General features: G+C 62.0%; 16 protein-coding genes, 1 tRNA gene and 2 pseudogenes. 10 read left to right on the top strand and 9 right to left on the bottom strand.

Annotated elements, in window-relative coordinates; translation table 11 throughout:
• The first annotated feature begins 346 nt into the window (after nt 1-346).
• Both ACKI2N_RS12825 and ACKI2N_RS12820 read left to right on the top strand, forming a co-directional pair.
• Nucleotides 347-811 carry a tyrosine-type recombinase/integrase gene (locus ACKI2N_RS12825; RefSeq protein WP_420996344.1) on the top strand — a complete coding sequence of 155 codons (465 nt, stop codon included), beginning with the start codon at nt 347-349 and terminating at the stop codon, nt 809-811.
• Between the two features lie 188 nt (nt 812-999).
• On the top strand, nt 1,000-1,713 hold the full coding sequence (locus ACKI2N_RS12820; RefSeq protein ID WP_420996343.1) for a hypothetical protein: 714 nt from the start codon (nt 1,000-1,002) through the stop codon (nt 1,711-1,713).
• Nucleotides 1,714-1,747: 34 nt separating this feature from the next.
• Here the strand turns inward: ACKI2N_RS12820 and ACKI2N_RS12815 are convergent, their stop codons facing one another.
• The 4 genes from ACKI2N_RS12815 to ACKI2N_RS12800 all read right to left on the bottom strand — a co-directional run bounded on the left by ACKI2N_RS12815 (nt 1,748) and on the right by ACKI2N_RS12800 (nt 3,010).
• Complete coding sequence (locus ACKI2N_RS12815) at nt 1,748-1,906, bottom strand: helix-turn-helix transcriptional regulator (RefSeq protein ID WP_426990847.1); 159 nt, start codon at nt 1,904-1,906, stop codon at nt 1,748-1,750.
• A 46-nt stretch (nt 1,907-1,952) separates the two neighbouring features.
• The gene (locus ACKI2N_RS12810) at nt 1,953-2,393 is read right to left on the bottom strand and encodes a hypothetical protein (RefSeq protein ID WP_420996341.1); all 441 of its coding nucleotides are present in this window, start codon (nt 2,391-2,393) and stop codon (nt 1,953-1,955) included.
• Nucleotides 2,394-2,513: 120 nt separating this feature from the next.
• Nucleotides 2,514-2,786, bottom strand: a complete 273-nt coding sequence (locus ACKI2N_RS12805; protein ID WP_420996340.1) for a hypothetical protein — start codon at nt 2,784-2,786, stop codon at nt 2,514-2,516.
• Between the two features lie 149 nt (nt 2,787-2,935).
• A tRNA-Gly gene (locus ACKI2N_RS12800) sits at nt 2,936-3,010 on the bottom strand.
• A 90-nt stretch (nt 3,011-3,100) separates the two neighbouring features.
• On the opposite strand from ACKI2N_RS12800, the gene ACKI2N_RS12795 reads away from it, so the two are divergent.
• Entirely contained in the window at nt 3,101-3,343 is a 243-nt protein-coding gene (locus tag ACKI2N_RS12795; RefSeq protein ID WP_420996339.1) for a hypothetical protein, read from the top strand.
• 1,021 nt (nt 3,344-4,364) lie between these two features.
• Here ACKI2N_RS12795 and ACKI2N_RS12790 read toward each other — a convergent pair.
• Together ACKI2N_RS12790 and ACKI2N_RS12785 are read right to left on the bottom strand one after the other, a co-directional pair.
• Nucleotides 4,365-4,790 carry a hypothetical protein gene (locus ACKI2N_RS12790; RefSeq protein ID WP_420996338.1) on the bottom strand — a complete coding sequence of 142 codons (426 nt, stop codon included), beginning with the start codon at nt 4,788-4,790 and terminating at the stop codon, nt 4,365-4,367.
• A complete protein-coding gene (locus ACKI2N_RS12785) occupies nt 4,777-5,082 on the bottom strand; it encodes a hypothetical protein (RefSeq protein WP_420996337.1) in 306 nt (101 codons plus the stop codon). The genes ACKI2N_RS12790 and ACKI2N_RS12785 overlap by 14 nt, the downstream gene beginning before the upstream one ends.
• On the opposite strand from ACKI2N_RS12785, the gene ACKI2N_RS12780 reads away from it, so the two are divergent.
• Entirely contained in the window at nt 5,081-5,446 is a 366-nt protein-coding gene (locus tag ACKI2N_RS12780; protein WP_420996336.1) for an HNH endonuclease signature motif containing protein, read from the top strand. The genes ACKI2N_RS12785 and ACKI2N_RS12780 overlap by 2 nt on opposite strands.
• 142 nt (nt 5,447-5,588) lie before the next feature.
• On the opposite strand, the pseudogene ACKI2N_RS12775 reads toward ACKI2N_RS12780, so the two are convergent.
• A pseudogene (locus ACKI2N_RS12775) lies at nt 5,589-5,905 on the bottom strand (transposase); the annotation flags it as partial.
• 541 nt (nt 5,906-6,446) lie between these two features.
• Here ACKI2N_RS12775 and ACKI2N_RS12770 point away from each other — a divergent pair.
• From ACKI2N_RS12770 to ACKI2N_RS12745, 6 genes and pseudogenes are all read left to right on the top strand, one after another.
• The gene (locus ACKI2N_RS12770) at nt 6,447-7,346 is read left to right on the top strand and encodes an NAD(P)-dependent oxidoreductase (RefSeq protein ID WP_420996408.1); all 900 of its coding nucleotides are present in this window, start codon (nt 6,447-6,449) and stop codon (nt 7,344-7,346) included.
• 15 nt (nt 7,347-7,361) lie between these two features.
• Entirely contained in the window at nt 7,362-8,801 is a 1,440-nt protein-coding gene (locus tag ACKI2N_RS12765; protein WP_420996335.1) for an NAD-dependent succinate-semialdehyde dehydrogenase, read from the top strand.
• 65 nt (nt 8,802-8,866) lie between these two features.
• Nucleotides 8,867-9,910, top strand: a complete 1,044-nt coding sequence (locus ACKI2N_RS12760; RefSeq protein ID WP_420996334.1) for a Bug family tripartite tricarboxylate transporter substrate binding protein — start codon at nt 8,867-8,869, stop codon at nt 9,908-9,910.
• A gap of 131 nt (nt 9,911-10,041) precedes the next feature.
• Nucleotides 10,042-11,364: an MmgE/PrpD family protein gene (locus ACKI2N_RS12755; protein ID WP_420996407.1), complete on the top strand. Its 1,323-nt coding sequence runs from the start codon at nt 10,042-10,044 to the stop codon at nt 11,362-11,364.
• A gap of 90 nt (nt 11,365-11,454) precedes the next feature.
• Nucleotides 11,455-11,727: a hypothetical protein gene (locus tag ACKI2N_RS12750; protein ID WP_420996409.1), complete on the top strand. Its 273-nt coding sequence runs from the start codon at nt 11,455-11,457 to the stop codon at nt 11,725-11,727.
• Nucleotides 11,651-11,989, top strand: a pseudogene (locus ACKI2N_RS12745) (TonB-dependent receptor); the annotation flags it as partial. The gene ACKI2N_RS12750 and the pseudogene ACKI2N_RS12745, both read left to right, overlap by 77 nt.
• Nucleotides 11,990-12,548: 559 nt before the next feature.
• Here ACKI2N_RS12745 and ACKI2N_RS12740 read toward each other — a convergent pair.
• Together ACKI2N_RS12740 and ACKI2N_RS12735 are read right to left on the bottom strand one after the other, a co-directional pair.
• Nucleotides 12,549-14,795 (bottom strand): hypothetical protein, encoded by a 2,247-nt coding sequence (locus ACKI2N_RS12740; RefSeq protein ID WP_420996333.1) that lies wholly within the window; start codon nt 14,793-14,795, stop codon nt 12,549-12,551.
• A gap of 105 nt (nt 14,796-14,900) precedes the next feature.
• Nucleotides 14,901-17,162 (bottom strand): phosphocholine-specific phospholipase C, encoded by a 2,262-nt coding sequence (locus ACKI2N_RS12735; protein ID WP_420996332.1) that lies wholly within the window; start codon nt 17,160-17,162, stop codon nt 14,901-14,903.
• Between the last annotated feature and the right edge of the window lie 144 nt (nt 17,163-17,306).

Raw genomic sequence — 17,306 nt, 5'->3', positions numbered from 1 at the left:
CCGATTGATCGTCCGGCCGCGTCCATGAGCGTCCGTCCGCAGCCAGCAAAAAAGCTGGGTACATAGTGGGGTAGACTGACATCCTCAGCGATGACTGGGGTACCCCATGAGCCTCGTTTTGCTCGCCGCGTACCCCAAGGACGAGGGCAATGCCGCGACTCACCGAAGTTCAACGAATTGCGCGAGATCCCGAGCCGCGGCCTTGATCCGGCCGCTCATCGCCAGGCAGAGTCCGCTCGGCTGAAGCTGGAGGCGGAACAATCCAGGGCGGCAGCTCGCGAAGTGCGCGAGGCCAGGCGGGCCGAGGCTGCTGCGAAGAAGATCGCCGCGGATGACGAGGCGAACCGTGCGCGTGGTCGCCGAGGAGTGGCTGGAATCGTATGGCTCGAGCTGGTCAATCAAGCATGCCCACCAGAACCACCAGTCCTTGCGCGATCACGTCTATCCGGTCATCGGCTCCCGCCCCATTCGCACCATCGGTACGGCCGACATTCTGGGCATCCTGCAGGCATTGCTGGTGGAGGGCAAAGCCGAGACCGCGCGCCGTGTCCGGCAGCGCCTGGCCGGGATCTTCCAGTTCGCTGTGCTGCGTGAGTATCTTGACCGTGATCCGGTGCCGCTTGTTGCGAAGGAATTCACGAAGCTCAGGGCCCAGGCGCTGAAGCTCAATCCCAGCGAGTCGTTTGCCTGCATCAACCGTGACGAACTGCCTGCTCTCCTGCAGGTCATGAACGCGTACCCGAGCATTGTGGTTCGCCTGGCGCTTCGCTTGCTGATGCTGACCCTGGCCAGGACGAAGGAGAATCAGTGATGTCTTCTTTTGTCGCGGCGGCACCCCAAAGGATGAGGCCAAGCAAATGAGAGTCGAACGATGCATGCATTGATGTAAGAGATTACTCTCTGCGGAAGTGGGGAGGGTAGCTAAGTATTTGTGCCTAATCAAGCACGTAGAGCGGATTTTGCAGTAGGGTGCCCTTTTCCGCTGATTCGGTTTCCGGCATGCCACGTCGCTCGGCAGGTACCTTCTTCGCAAAACTCATCCCGTCGATCTTTTCTGATCTACGACGTATCGCGGGTCGATCCAATGGCGAGGTCACTGTGGAAGACCTCCAGTCGGAGGCATGGCTTGTGGCCGATGAGATCGGACGCGGAAGCAACGTGCCACCGGATCCGGCTGACAAGAGATTTCACCAGCAGATTCTTGCCAGGCTCTACAACCGCTTCGTCAAGTTTGCGGACAAGCGGTTGCGATTCGCTGTGCGCCTAGATGAACAGCGTGAAGACGAAGATGGTGACTCGCGAGTGAACGCTGTTGCGGCGGCCCTGGCCGCCCCCGACGGATACGAGCCGACGCAGGCGCTAGAAGCGCGTGAAGAGGAGCGTACGCAGGAACGGGAGTTGCGGGCCTGTTTCGCCGAGGCGGTTGCCTATGTTCGTGTCTTCTCTAACATGAAGAACGACCGACTGGCCATCTCTGGGCACCTGGCGATTGCGGCATGTACCTTACGCAGACGCGTAGTGCGCGCAGAGCGCGCGGTAAGGCTGCAGCCATCGCTGTTTGATGGCATCGCCGTGATTCCGGAGGACTTCATGCCTCCGCGTTCCTGCCGGAAGATGTTTGGTATTGGCGGTGTCGGAGAGTGCGGTCCAAGGGCGACCGGGCAAACTAGGCTATTCGCGCGCGCTTACGTCCCGATACGCAGCGTGCAATGAAAAGGGCTCAGGTATTCGGAGCCCCCTCGCGCAGCTAGCGACTTGTCGTATTGCGAGTGCCAGCAATCTGACTCTCACTCCAAGCCTGAACCTCAGCCTCGATCCATCCGCTTGAGTGCCCCATCTTAATGGGAGAAGGAAAGGTGCCGGCCTGGATCCGCGCATAGATGCCGCTGCGGCTGAGGCCCACCATCTTGCGAACGTCGGGCAGCCGAAGGATCCGGCGCTGCGTGGTGTCACTACTCATCGCGAGTCTCCCTGGTCGCATCCGCGCGCCGATGTTCGGCGTCCAGCGTTTGACACAGGCCTGCCATCTCGTGGCGCAAGCGCAGGATTTCAGCCACGCTGTCGCTCGGCAGGACTCGCGACAGCGTGGCCTTTTCAACCGCGCGCGCGAACTGCCGCCAGTCCCAGCCGATCTGGAATCCAGCCAGGCCCCCGGGCATCTGGACAGCTATCTCATCGATCTCGCGATCGTCGATGATGGAATCTCCGGGGCCTACCTGTGTGACGATCTTGCGCTGCTCAGCTACGGCTTGGGCCGCAGCCTTCTGCGCTTCGGCCAGGCGCGTAAGCGCTGCGTCGAACAGATCCAGTTCGGCGCTCAACTCAGTCCACCATTCTTCGGTCTCGGGGCCACGTGGGGCGATGTCGCACGACCTCTTCGCGACAGTCTTCATGTCAGGCTCCCAGGAAGCGCCAGAAGGCAGCGGCCAGGCGGCGCAGGGCGGCGCGTCGGCGGTTGTAGTAGCGCGAGGCCACGAAGCCGCCCAGCGCGCTGCGGCGAAGGTGCACGGGACTCACTTGGTGCCTCCCTTCTTTGCCGTGCCGGCCGTGGCTAACTCGGGATGGTAGGTGCCGAAGTTCTCGATGATGTGCTTCGCCTCGCCTGCGATGAAGCACATCGACGCAGCATTGCGCATGGTGTTGGCGGCGGTGACCATGATGGAGGTCACTGCGTCATCATCGATGCCAGCAGCGCCTTCGAAGCCGGCGGCGGTATCGGCATCCGGGTAGTACTCGCACTTCACGGTCACCGCTTCGCCGGCCACGCAGCGCAGTTCGAACCACATGGTGCGCTTAGGCAATCCCATGCATCCAGTAATGCGCTCACGAACGGATCTGGAGTAACCATCAGTTTCGCCATGACTGCCTTCAAATGAGAAAAGCCCGCGGGGCGTGAGCCAGGCGGGCGAATCCACCAAGCGATGGAGGAGACAACTGGAGCGGGCTGCCGGGTTCGAACCGGCGTAGGCGGCTTGGAAGGCCGCAGCCTGACCAGCTCGGCCAAGCCCGCGTACCCTACGAACGAATTAGGTTGCGTACTCCTTGACCATGGAACAATCGAGATCTCTGACCTTCTCAACTGCCCGCGAAAGGGGGATGCATGAAACTGGACATTTCTATCGAATTCACACCGCAGGCCGAGGTCGCTGCCAAAGACATCGCTCTAGACTTGGCCCCATACTTCGGGGCACACATCCCAGTAACGGGGGATCTGGTCCGATTCCCGGGACTGGGCATTTTCTTCGTCGTGGCAGGACGCGTATGGCAGGGCATCGACCGCGACAATGTGGAGTTGCGGGTTATGCTCGATCTCCACGATCGGCAGCCTCTTGCTGCGGTCTGACCTGGGCATCTTTGGCAAGGACGGCTTGCATCAACCTTTCCCGGTTGGCGTGCACCTGGCAGAAGGACCCGCCGCGCATCATTGATTGCCGGATCTCTTCCTTGGCCGCATTCTTGGCCGCATCCATGGCCAAGTGAAGCGACTGTGTAGTCGCGGCCTGGCGGCATTGACATTCACCTCCAATGCCGGCCGGATAAGCCACAGCACGAATCTCGCGTACAGACTCTTCATGATCGACTCCGAGAATTGGGTTCGCTGGGCTTTCACCTGCGCCGCACCAGAGTGCCCGCCTAAGCACTGTTCACACATCCGACTAAACCAGTATTCACTGCGACGAGTTATGCTCTGTGTCGCTCGCCCCTAATGGAAAAACATGCCTACGAAAAACGAGACTTACGCCGCCTTAACCAAACTTGGATTCCAGCGCGGCTACGATGTAATCCCAGAGTGCCGTCTGCGCATCGACAACAACCGAATAAAAGTCGTGGATCTGGTCTGGGTAAAACCCATTGGCAATCCTGACACTTGCTCAAAGTGGACCATTGAGGCGGCTATCGAAGTGGAAGGTTGCGATGTAGCAATGTGGAGGATCCACGATCACATGAACGATGCAATCTCCCTTGGTTTGCCCGGACGGCTCTTCGTCGCTCTCTATTCTTCCTCGTGTGACAGGTCGAACGACTGGAGGCCATTCAACCCGGCCGGCAAAATCGCCGCGCGGTGCAACATAGCGCCCGAGAGGATCTTCGCCCTTGACGATCCTCACAATTGGCCCAGCCTTCTGCCTACGAGCACTTGGCCGAGCCAGAAGCCTGTTATCACAATCGGATAGCAGATTGCGTAATCTGGTTGCTACTGCGATGGTTTAGCCCTTCACGCCGGGGCAAGAACTCGAAGGACAGCGCAAGCACGCGCGGTCACATACAAAAAACCCGCGCGGTCTGCACCGGGCGGGCTTCGGACGAAAGTCGTTTAACGGACTTTTTGACGAAATCAATATTTCGCAAATTTATTCGCTGTGTCAAGCCCCTCGGGATTTTTCTCGTTGTTGGGCCAGCAGGACGCGATACCGGATCTCTTCCACGTCCGCTTCAAAGTTCGTATCCCATGGCTCACCGGCCGCGCGAGCGTACCAGTCCAGAAACTCGGCGGTGCGCACCTTGGCGATGATCTCTGGATAGCGCCTCTCGTTGGCTTCCACCCGGTGGCGGATCACGATGCGCGCCGCCTCTTCGGCCTCCTGACGGTCGCGCTCGGCCCGCTTGCTCGAGTACCGTGACACCCGGCGCGATTTCAGCGGTGCGCGCTTAGCCATCCCCTTCTCAACCATCCGTTTCACCAGGAAGGCAGCATCCGGCTCGCTCGCGCTGTCGGCCGGCCCGGCCTCTTGCGCCGATGGGTTCACCCGCCACAACAGGCCGTCGGCGGCGATCTTAGGCAGTCGCATCGACCAACCCTCCTTCCATGAATACCTCCTGCATGCGCTTTTCCGCGCGCTCCGTCAGTTCCTTGATGCGCCGGCGGGCCGTGCGCACGTAGGCGGCCGAGGACTTCGGCTTCAGGCCCAGGCGCTCCGCAATGTCCGCGCGCTCGCCGGCCTCCATCTTCCGACTGGGGAAGCAGCGCAGTACGAAGAAATCGAACGCTAGGCGCTGGCCGCCATTCGTGCCGGCGGCCGCGGGGGATGCGATTACGCCAAGAACCCCACCCGCCGTGAAAGCCGGGGCCACCCAACGCATGAAACGCGCATTCCTGGAAGCCTGCATCTACGAGCACCACTTGGCCTGGTTGCTATGCCATGGCGCGTGGCCGTCTGACACGATTGATCATATCGATGGGAATCCTTCGAACAATGCAATCGAGAACCTTCGGGTAGGGAGTCACGCAGAAAACTGTCAGAACTTTGGGCTGAGGAAGACCAACACAAGCGGGCACACCGGGGTTTCATGGCACCGTCCCAGGAGTAGGTGGTGCGCGTACATCTTCAAGGATTGCAAGAAGATTCACCTGGGCCTGTTCGATACGAAAGCGGATGCGACCGCGGCATATGCCAGAGCAAAGGCGGAGCTGCACACGTTTCAACCGGTTCTGCGTCATGCCTGAATGGAAAACTTCGTGCCCCGATTGGGGTGACCGGATCAAGCGAGGGGATGCCACCGCGGTCTGGATAGAGCGGCTCGGTCATGCTCATCCCCAAAAAGCAGCGGCTGCACGGCGCCGTTCTGGTAGACCACCGGCATCACGGCAAGGCCTCCAGTACCGTCACTGCCCCTGTACTGTCGGCAATGTCTGCAGGCGTCAGGTTCACCATCAGCAGCCGCCATTTGTATCCACGGCAATATGCCGCCTGCGCCAGACGATCTTCTTTGCAGCATCGTAGCCGCGCTCTTTCGCCGCTGGCGCCTTCACCGATCGGCTATCCACGACACCAGCGCTGGGGTAAAGCTGGTGGCCTTCCAACTCCCTGTCGAGCATCAGTACAACATCGTGGCGCGTGCCAAACAGGAGCCTGCGCATCAGTCGGCGAAACCACCAATACACCGTTTGCCAGGCCGGGACATCCGTCGTGGCTAGTTATCCGGTCCCGTCAACCGAATCCGACCTCTGTGATTTCATTCCATACAGTGGAATCGATCCGTTGACTCTATTTTCGTCGCGCCATAGAGTTCAACGAAACAAAAATCGACACGGAGACAAGAAATGTTCGGCGCAATTGCATGCTGCAGCACAGCTATCGCTAACGGCTGGCAAGGCATTAGCCACTACAGGACCGAGCTTCTCGAATCGGGGCTGGATGAGCCGAAGGGCTTTTGCGGCTCGATGAGCGGGCCCGGAGCACGTGCAATCGTCTACCCGTGATCATCATGCATCGCAGTGCCATGCGATTGCGCCGTGGATGTTCACCTCTTTTACCGAAGGCCAAGTCCGCTGTTACGCGGACATGCAGCGGGCGTCCATGTTGCGCTTGATTGTTCGGCGACGCCGCTGCCGGGGATTACCGGGTTGGCTGCGCGTCACGAGGGAACCAATCCGGGCACCGTAACGAGAGCGATCCACTACGTGCCGCTTTGCCGGATCAACTGAAAAGGAGACTTGCTTGAGCATGACTAATGCAAATTTGGGCTTCATTGGGCTTGGCGTCATGGGCGAGCCGATGTGTAGCAATTTGATCAGGAAATCGGGTCGCACCGTTCATGTCTACGACATGAATTCCGCACCGGTCGAGCGGATTGCGGGCATTGGTGGTGTTCCCAGCCTGGCTATCAAAAACCTGGCAGGCAACGTCGAGATTGTGTTTCTGTCGCTGCCCAGTATTGCCGAGGTGGAAGCTGTTTGCTTTGGCGAGGACGGGTTGGCTTCCCCGGGGGCGAGCGTACGCATCATTGTCGATACGTCGACCAGCGATGTGCAACGGAGCCGCCTGCTGGCGAGTCGTTTGCGTGAGCGTGGAATCCGATTTATCGATGCGCCCGTTGCACGGCTTCGCAAGGGCGCCGTGGAAGGAACGCTGCTGTTCATGGTTGGCAGTGACCAGAGCGGTTTGCAGGACATTCAGTCGCTGCTGCAATGCATGGGAACCGACATCGTGCCCTGCGGAGCGGTGGGCAATGGTCAGGCAACAAAGATTCTGAACAACATGGTCATGATCATGACCGTGAACGCGCTCGCGGAGGCGCTCGCCATTGGCCGCAAAAGCGGTGTCGATGGCGAAACCCTCTTCAAGGTGTTTGGTCTGGGTTCGGCCAACAGCTTTGTACTGCAGAACCAGGCACGTACCGCCCTTTTGCCCGATGCATTTCCGGAGGGCATCTTCCCGACGACGTATGCCATCAAGGATGTGGGGCTTGCACTGGAGCTGGCCCGGAACGCTCAGGTCTACGCTCGCGGCGCAGAGCAGACGCACTCAATCCTGGAGCAGACGCGTGATGCGGGTTTCGCCACGCACTACTACCCAATCATGATCAAGCTGATCGAGCAGGGCGTCGTCCCCGCCAGTATTTGATAGCAAAGGAGTCCCATGGAAGCGAATTTTGAATACCCAGCGCTTGGTCTCTATATCGATGGCCAATGGCATCGAGATGGCCGGGATACGCTGAACGTGGTGGAACCCGCGACGGAACAGATTCTGGGTACCTTGCCGAAGGCAAGCCCGGAAGACGTTGCGCAAGCTTTGGAGGCGGCCGAGCGCGCATTCAAGGGGTGGAGCCGGACATCTCCATTGGAACGTTCCGACTTGCTGCGTAAGACTGCTTCCCTAATGCGGGAGAGAATCGGACGCATTGCTGTGCTGATCACCCGGGAGCTCGGAAAGCCACTGGTTGAATCGGAGAGGGAGGTGATTCTCGCCGCGGAAATGTTCGAATGGGCAGCCGAAGAGGGGCGACGCACCTATGGACGCATCATCCCGGGCAGGGTAATGGGCGCGCGACACCATGCAACGCTGGAGCCTATCGGTCCGGTGGCGGCTTTCGCCGGGTGGAACGCTCCAGCCCTTACCCCGTCGCGGAAGATTTCCAGCGCACTCGCTGCCGGGTGTTCCATCGTCATCAAGCCCGCTGAGGAGACTCCTGCCGTGGCATTGGAGATTGCCCGCGCGTTGCATGACGCTGGCGTGCCTCCCGGCGTGGTCAACGTGGTGTTCGGGGATCCGGCCGCAATTTCCCGGCAGTTGATGGAATCGCCGATTACCCGTTGCGCGACTTTTACGGGATCGACTGCGATTGGTCGCTCTCTGGCCGAGGCCGCTGCGCGCTCGCTGAAGCGAATCACGCTGGAACTGGGAGGACATGCGCCAGTACTGGTGTTCGGGGACGCGGATGTCGAACAGGCAGTCGGCACGCTTGCCGCGGCGAAGTATCGGAATGCGGGGCAAGTATGCACGTCCCCGACACGCATGTACGTGCATGAGTCGATCTACACGAAATTTGTCGACAGCCTGTCGGCGCGTGCATCGGAAATCCGCGTTGGAAACGGTATGGATCGCGAGACCCAGATGGGTCCCCTCGGCAATCCACGGCGGCTCGATGCAATGGCCAGCATGACAGCTGATGCAAGAGACAAGGGCGCGCGCATTACCGCGGGCGGCAAGCGGCTGCATGACCGTGGCTGGTATTGGGCGCCGACGGTGATCGCGGACGTCAACAATGACTGTGCCGCCGCGAATGTCGAGCCATTTGGCCCGATTGCGCTGGTACGGCAGTTCTCGAGCATTGACGATGTCCTGGCGCAGGCAAACCGGTTGCCGTTTGGCCTGGCGTCTTACGTATTCAGCAACGACGCCCGGAAGATTCAGGCCGCCGTCGAGGGTATCCAGAGTGGCGGCGTATGCATCAACCACTGCCAGGCCTCGTTGCCCGAGACGCCGTTTGGTGGCATCAAGGATAGTGGCTTTGGTCTGGAGGGCGGGGTGGAGGGGCTTCGCGAGTTCATGAATGTGAAGTATGTCAGCCAGATCTAGGCTGCGAGAACAATATTGACGATCAACGTTGGCGTCGCCCGTATCGGCGCCCAGTGGAGGATGACATGCGATCACACGCGGATGAAATCGAGATGAGTATGGGTGCGGAAGACGCCCAACCGAGGAGCGTGAGCCGTCGTGCTTTCGTATCCGGTTTGACGGCGGCGTTGCTCGCGCCATCGTTCGCCGCACGCGGGCAGGGCAACGCCGCTTTGGGAAGTGCCGCCGTCAGATTGTTATGCGGATTCAATGCCGGGGGGACATCGGATATCGTTGCGCGCATTGCCGCGAAGGCGATGTCCGAGCAACTGCATGGCAATGTCGTTGTAGAGAACAAGACCGGCGCAGGTGGAATGATTGCTGCCGAGCAGGCGGCGAGAGGCGCTCCGGACGGGCATACGCTTCTGCTGGGATCCAACGCCACGCTCGTGCTCAATAGCGCATTGCGAACCTCGATGAGCTATGACGCCCAACGTGATTTCGTAGCGGTTGGCTCGCTTGCGAATGCCCCCTTGCTAGTGCTGGCGCGTCCGGATCTGGGTGCCGATACGCTGGGAAAGCTTGCCGCGCTTGCTTCGCGCAAGCCCGAGGGGGTCACCATGGGATCGGCAGGTGTCGGCGCTGCGACTCACCTGGGCGGTGAGCTTCTGGCCAGCCGGATGGGTGTGAAGTTTGCACATATTCCATTCCCCGGAGAGTCGCCTGCCCTGACGGCAAATATAGGTGGACACGTTGATATATGCATGGCGGCAGTCAGCGCTGCGCTACCTTATGTCAAGAGCGGCAAGCTGAAGGCGCTGGCCGTGATGAATCCGAAGCGGCTGCAAGTGTTGCCTGAAGTGCCGACGACATTTGAGCTCGGGTATCCGGATTCCGCGGCAAGCTCCTGGTTCGGCGTTGTGGCGCCCGCGCGAACACCAGCCAATCTTATTGCAACACTGAGCCAGTCCATTACCAGCGGTATGTCGCAGCCTTCCACGACAAAGTCGCTGTTGAGCGCTGGGGTCGAGCCGATGGTCGGGTCAGCGGATGCTTTCAACCAGTTCGTCCAGAAGGAAATCGATCGCTGGCATCCGTTGATTCGAAAACTGGGTATCAAGATAGATTGACGTCGGGTACCGGCAATTGCCTGGTCGAGGCGGATATGCCGGTACATCATCGGATGGAATGACTTCGGGATGCTCTATGCCATGTCGTTGGCGAGAGCATGCGACCTGGGATGCAAGGCGGCGAGGTGGAGATGCATGCTACAGAGGTGTTCGGCGCGTATGCCGAGAGTTTCGAGAAACAGACGTTGCCCCACGAGGTTCTTCATCATGCGAAGAGGGCGGTCGTAGACTGGTATGCAGCGCTCTATTCCGGCTTGTCGACGCCGCCGCTTGCTCAGTTGTCGACCATCCTGGAAGAGGATATCGGCCGTGGTAGTGCCACACTGCCGGATGGCCGCCATGCATCCGCGCGTACCGCTGCGCTTTTCAATGGTACGGCCGCCCATGCGGCTGAAGTCGACGATAGCTTCAAGGATGCGATGTATCACCCTGGCGCCGCGACAATTGCCGCGGCGCTGGCGGTTGCTCAGGCTCGCAAACGATCGGGAAGTGACTTTCTGCGTAGCGTCATTCTCGGCTACGAGATATCTACCCGCATTGGTGTAGTACTAGGGCGAGCGCATTACAAATACTGGCACAACACGGGAACGGTCGGCGCTTTTGGCGCGGCCGCAGCCGCGGGCTTGGGATTCGGACTGTCGCGGATACAGTTTGCGCATGCGCTGGCAACGGTCGGGACATTCTCGGCGGGACTTCAGCAAGCCTTTCGTATGGATTCGATGTCCAAGCCTCTTCATGCAGGGCGTGCAGCCGAGGCGGGCGTGTTTGCAGCGGACATGGCGCGCCACGGTACCACCGGTTCCCTGGACATCCTCGACGGCGATGCCGGCTTTGGACGGGCAATGAGCGATGGACCAGACTGGAGCGGGGTGGGGTCGACGCTCGGTGAGATCTTCAACATCACGCGGCTCACATTCAAGAATCACATCGGTTGCGGCCATGCTTTTCCTGCGATTGATGCAACGCTGGCACTGATGGCCGAGCATCACCTTCAGGCGTCCGATATCAGGACCGTCAGCGTGGCGACATATGGTCCCGCGCTCGACATTGCCTGCTATGCACAACCGCGCACCGAGAATGAGGCGCGATTCAGCATCCCTTTCGTGATTGCCACGGCGATATTGCACGGTAGCGTTCGCCAGGCGGCGTATTCCTCAGGTAGGTTGGCTGATGCTGAAATGCGAGCAATGATGGCGCGGGTAACGGCCGTCGTTGATCCTGAACTGGATCTTGCTTTTCCCAAACAACGTTCGGCCCGTGTTGAGATCGAGACAATGGATGGCCGCCGTCATGTCTGGTTGCAGAAGGACCGGAAGGGAGATCCCGAACTTCCCTTGAGTGATCGAGAACTGGAGGGCAAGTTCCGGGAACTGGTTGCTCCTGTCATAGGTAATCGGGAGGCCGGCGATCTGCTTGCTCGCATATGGTCTCTTGATTCCGTCATCGCGATGTGAGGGGGGGGCCGAGATCTGACGCGAGGTTGGCGCGAGGCCACATCCGCGACAGCGTGGAGCGGCCCCAATTGCTGTGGGTCGGGAGCAGAGATGCGTAATCTGCGCCTGTCCCGGCAAAAAATATCCCGTGACGCTTTCCTGTACGCAGGGGTTAAGGCGCAGGGTGCCATCGGCAAGAAAGCGGCCTCCGAGCAGCGGCTTTTTACACTTTCCCAGCCGTTTTCCGAGCGTGACGCAAGGAAACGAACGCTGCTCCTGCGGGTGCTGTCGATCGTGACGACGGTTGGCTGGTGTGTCGTACAACTGGGGGCGCTGGTCGGTAGGCGCGCGTGGCCGCTACTTCGGTCCGCGACCGCTGATTGAGGACAACAGCGTACGCTCGACCTCGTCGTTCCTCGTTAACCTGAAGTTGGGCTACTGCATCGTGAAGGACGTACGCGTCTTTGCCGAAGTGCTCAACCTATTCGGCAAACGCGTGAACGACATGGACTACTACTACGCGTCGCTATTGAAGGGCGAGACATCGTCACTCAATGCGGATGGCGTAGCGACCGGCATCAACGATCACAACATTCACCCGGCCGCGCCGCGTACGGTGCGTGTCGGCGTGCTGTGGAATTTCTGAGATATTGATCCACGGGCTAGCACGGCTGACGCACGGTTGGCGCATAGCGGTCATTCGCATTCATCGCACTGATGACCGCTGTTGGTCGAGGCCGTGTGGAAACGTCTCCCGAATCGCGCCAATGCGCGACTCCTCCTGGGCGGACCTGCCTTATCGAATTTTCGGTCAATCCGGTCGTTGGACCACGTCGCAACAGGTGCTAAGCGCGCTAATGCGCCCCCGAGGACGATCTTCAACCCATTTTTTGGCGCAAATGGGTGCTTACGCACCCACCAGGCGCATGGTGCGTGTAGCCCATCCAATGTTTGAAGGTCCCGAAGACATGCTCGACGGTTCGCCTGCGAACCGCCATTGCATCGGGCGTTTTGGACTTAAAGGGCTTTTGCTTTTTGGCCCATCCTTCGGCCAACGTGCGCGAGCCTGCATGCACAAGAATGCGCCCCGTCTGCCCGCAAAAAATGAAAGGCCCCGCAGAAACAAGATCTACGGGGCCCTGACCTTCCAAGCCTTCCCGGGCGGCCGGCCGGGCCTGGCAATACGGCGCCGCCCGGAAGCGCGCCTACCTTGGCAGCAGGCCGGACAGCGGTTTCTGCGACAGGAACATGGAACTCATCTCATCCTGCGTCAAGGCGCGATTCCACATTGCCAGATCAGAGAAGGCCATCTGCATGGGCTTGTCGGTCGTCGCGCGGCTGGGATCATAGGATCCGGCGGTCTGCCCGTTCTTGACCATGTAGAACTTGCCGGTTCCGTCCTCTCCCAACCCGAAGCCGACCTCGCTCGCCTGGTTCACGCCGGCCAGGGCCGCGACATTCATGCCGGCGGCGAACGCGTGGGTTTGCGATTGGGTGCCCAGGATGGGATCGAACACGTAGCCCGACATGGTCTTCCCGCCGACATCGACCACCAACGCGAAGTACACCCACTGGTTCTCGCTGAACGGGATGTACGGGCTGTTGGTGTCGGTGCGGCGGGAGCCGTCGGCGACGTTGAACTCAGCGCCGCATCCGAACATGCTGATGATGATGCCCGCGGTGGCGCCGCTGGTAGCGTAGCCTGTCTTGTTGCTGAAGATGGGCTCGCCGACGGTGTTGGTACTGCACGCTGGGGCCTTGTACCAGAAGCCGATGGTGAAGGCGCCATTGCTGGCCACTGCGCTGTTCACCACGTCCTGCGAAGAGGACTGCGGCGTCAGCCGGTAGCCGTCGTAGCCGGCGGCGTTGGCGATATTGGTGTCGATGAACAGGCCATGGCCGCCAAGCGGGTCGGCGGTCGTGGCACCGCCGTTGGCATTGGCCGCCCACGGTCCCATCGTGCTGTGACCCAGCGCGTCGACGGGCGCCGTGAGCTGCGGGTCTTCACCGAAGGGGTAGTAGACCGTCAGCCCGTTGGCCAGGGTGGCGGCCAGGGGCACCGGGGGCTGCGCCTTGATATACGAGATCTGGGGCGTGAGCACGGCGCGGGCCGCCGTGCCCGCGACCACGGTGTAGCTGAACTGGTACTTGCCGGTCTTTAGTTCGTCCCGGTCGGCGAGCGGGTCGGTGTACGTCGTCGTGCCCGCGGGCAGCCGGGCGATTTCCGTGCCGTCGCGCATGACGACGATGGCGGCGCCGGCGGGGGCGCTCCAGTTGAGCACGACGCGGGCCCGCGTCGTGGTGTCCTCGGCCACCTGGACGGTAAGCGCGGGAGGTTGCGCGCCGATCAGCTGGCTGCCGTCCATCGCGTAGTCCTGATTGGCCGGCGTCTTGTCCAGGTAGGCGAGCATCGTGGGGGTCACGTCCGCGATGCTGGCATATTGATACAGTCCCGCGAGGGTCGCCGGCAGCGCCGGGGTCGATCCGCGCTGGCCATTGTTTTCATCCTGGTTGACGGCGATGAACGCGGCAGATTGCGGCACCTGGGGCAGCCCGTCGGCACGGCCGTTGGCGTTCAGGCCGTGGCTCGAGGCCACGACGACCAGCCATTTGCTGTCAGGATTCTTGGCGGTTTCCGACAGAAGCGTGCCGACGGCCGCGTCCAGTTGCGCAAGCGTCTGCGCGTACCGGGACGAGGCCAGGCCATCGTCCAGCGCCACATCCTCGGCGGAATGATATTGGGCGACGATGGTCGCGTAGTCGCCATTGCCGATCATCTGGATGGCGTTGCGCGTGACGCAGTCGTCGGGGGTGGCGTCCTTGGAACAGTCGGCCAGCGTGTCCAGCGCGCCCGCGGCATGATCGGAAGCCAGCAGGGTCGCCAGGGGCGACGAGGCGACCGTCGCCCCGGTCAGGTCCGTGCTGGCTGCCTTGGCCCTGCCGAACAGGGTCTGCACGGCGGGTTTCTGGCCGGACGCGATCGCGAAGATCCGATGCCGGCTCGCCCACGTTCCCGTCAGCAGGGTCGCCCATCCGGGCGCGTCCAGGTTGGGCTGCTGGCTGACGTCGTTGAGTACGCCGCCGCTGTAGGCGAGCTGCGGCTGGAGCTTGGCGAGATTCGGCAGTTGGCCCGATGCGATGCCCTGGCGCACGGCTTCGTACGTGACGCCGTCAAGATCGACGAACAGCGTGCGCTTGGCCAAGGTGGTGGACGGTGCGGGGGTGCCGGTGCCGGGCGGCGGCGTGTCGGCCGGGACGGCCGAGTCGTCGCTGCTGCCGCAACCGGTCAGGGCGCTACCCATGAGCCCGGCCAGGGCCAGGGTGCCGGCGAGCTTGGCCAGCGGCCAGCGCCGGTATGTCGAGCGTTGGCGCACGGTGGCGGCGTTGTCGCGCGCCGCGGCCGACGGTAGCGGACTGCCGCCCGCCCGTAAAGAATCGTATTGGATGGTCATGTCGAGGAATGGCGAATTGGGGATGGATGTCTGAACCCTGGTGTCTGCCGTGTCCCGCCAGGCCGGCCCGCCACGGCACGGGCGATGCGCCGGCCCGCATCGTTGCTATGCGCCCGCGCCCATCGCCGGGTCCGAGACGGAGTCCTTGCCGGTTTCGATGCGGCCGGCGAAGCGGCGCTTGAACGTCGGCGCCACGCTGGCGCTGACGCTGAAGTCGTACCAGTTGCCGCTCTCGGCGACCGGCCAGCTCAGTTCGCCCGCCGAGTTCGGCGCTACCGTGGCCGTCCACGGGCCGTCGGTGCGATACGCGTTCGCGGCGACGGTGAAGGTGCAGGCCTGGTCGCCCTTGTTGTGCAGCTTGACGCTGACCGACGCGTTGTCGCACGGCTGGTAGCAGACCTGGATTTCCGGATTCACCGCGCCCGTCGTCTCGTTCAGGTCGCCGACGAATTCGCGGTGGTAACCGTTGGGGCCGAGCACCCAGAGGTGATACTTGCCGTTGTCGGCAACGGGCAGCGTCCAGTTGCCCGTCAGCGACTTGTTGGCTTCGACCAGGTAGCGGCGCGGGATGAGGTCCAGGTGCAGCTGGTCGTAGACGTGGAACAGCGCGCCCACGCCGTTGGTGCTGGCATTGACGAATTCCAGCGTGACGGTGCTTGCCTGCGCATTCGGATGCATGGTGGTATGCAGCTCGTAAGGCAGCGCGCGCGACGGCCGCGTGCCGGTCGCCTGCGCCGGCAGAGCGGAACCGGGCGTGACGCTGGGCACGGGAATGGCGGTCTTGGCGCTCTGCGCGATTGCCAGCGCGTCGGCGCTGACCTTGGTCATGCGGCCGGGCAGGGCGGGCGCCGGGGCGGCGTTCGGGTTCACAAAGTCGAAGCACGAGGTCAGGTCGCCGCAAACGGTGCGGCGGTAATTGCTGATCTGGGGCTCGATGACGCCGAAGCGTTTTTCGAGGAACATCAGCGTCGACGTGTGATCGAAGACCTGCGAGTTGACGAACCCGCCGCGGCTCCACGGAGAAATCACGAACATCGGCACGCGCGGTCCGGGGCCGTACGGACGGCCGTCTATCGCGGGCTGGTTGCTCGTGGCAGGCGTGTAGGTGTGATACTCCGGCGCCATGTCGCTGTCGGAGAGCGTGCTGCCGCCCGCCAGCGTGCCGTCCGTATTGCGCGACGGCGCGCTGGGCGGGGGCAGGTGGTCGAAGAAGCCATCGTTCTCGTCGTAGTTGACCAGCAGCACGGTCTGGCTCCAGATCTCCGGGTTCGCGGTCAGGGCATCCAGTACCTGTTGCACGTACCAGCCGCCCTGCGCCGGGCTGGAGGGGCCTGGATGCTCGCTATATTGCGATGGCGGAATGATCCAGGAAACCGACGGCAGCGTGCCGTTCTGGACATCGTTGCGGAACGTCTCGAGCAGGCCTTCCGGCATCGTGTTGCCAAAGCCCTTGGCCAGCGGGCTTAGCGCATCGTCGATCTCCGGGTTGTAGACCGGACCGGCGGCCGTCGGCGACTGCGCCAGGCTCTCCGTCGCCACGTACACCGGCCGGCGCGTGGAGGGCATCTGCTCGATGGCCTTGCGCCAATGGCGAAAGCCCATCATTTCATTGCAGCCGAAATTGTCGATCAGGCTTTGATAGACCTTCCAGCTGACGCCGGCGCGCTCCAGGCGGTCGGCGTACGTGGTCCACGTCCAGCCCGAGGTGGAGGCGCCGATATCGTTGCCGCCGTTGAATTCGTTGTTCAGCCCGGCGACCGCGACGGGCGTGTTGGTGGCCGGGTCCAGTCCGTTCGGGCCGTTGGTGCCGGTCCAGTAGAACAGGCGGTTGGCGATCGTGCCGGTGTGCATGCCGCAGTGATAGGCATCGCACAGCGTGAAGGCATCGGCGAGCGCGCGCTGGAACGGCACTTCCGCGGTGTCGTAGTAGCCCATCGAGAGCGCCGTCTTCGCGTTCGGCCAGGATGCCATCCGGCCATGGTCCCAGGCGGCCTGCGCATCGTTCCACGTGTGCGGCGTGCCGCCGGCGCGCTGTGCATTGCCCTCGGTCCCGTCGAGGTGATACGGGATGAGCGTGCCGGCGCCGTAGTTCTGGTAGAAGACATTGGGGGTGTTCGCAGAAGGAACCGGGAAGCGGTCCCCATAACCGCGCACGCCCTTGTGCGTGCCGAAATAGCTGTCGAACGAGCGGTTCTCCAGCATCACCATTACCACGTACTTGATGTCCTGGATGGTGCCGGTGGCGTTGTTGGCCTCGATGGCCAGCGCGCGCCGGATGCTCGGCGGGAAGGCGGAGAGCGTCGCGGCAGCGGCAGCGGTGCCGAGGGACGAGCGCAGGAACTTGCGTTTGGAAGGATTGAAGGTCATACCGGATCAAGGAGTGTGGGTGACTCGGACAAGCGTGGACGCGCCTCGGTCAGGGTGCCGGCGCGCAGTGCACCGTGGTGCAGGCCGCCGGCGTAGTGCCGCCGGTGTTGCCAGGGTTGGCCGGGGTGGCTGGCGTCGCCGCGT

Origin of the sequence: Cupriavidus sp. 30B13 (genome assembly GCF_049059565.2) — a bacterium.
Lineage (GTDB): Bacteria > Pseudomonadota > Gammaproteobacteria > Burkholderiales > Burkholderiaceae > Cupriavidus.
The sequence above is the reverse complement of the archived record's forward strand: the minus strand, read 5'-3'. Positions and strand labels throughout refer to the sequence as shown.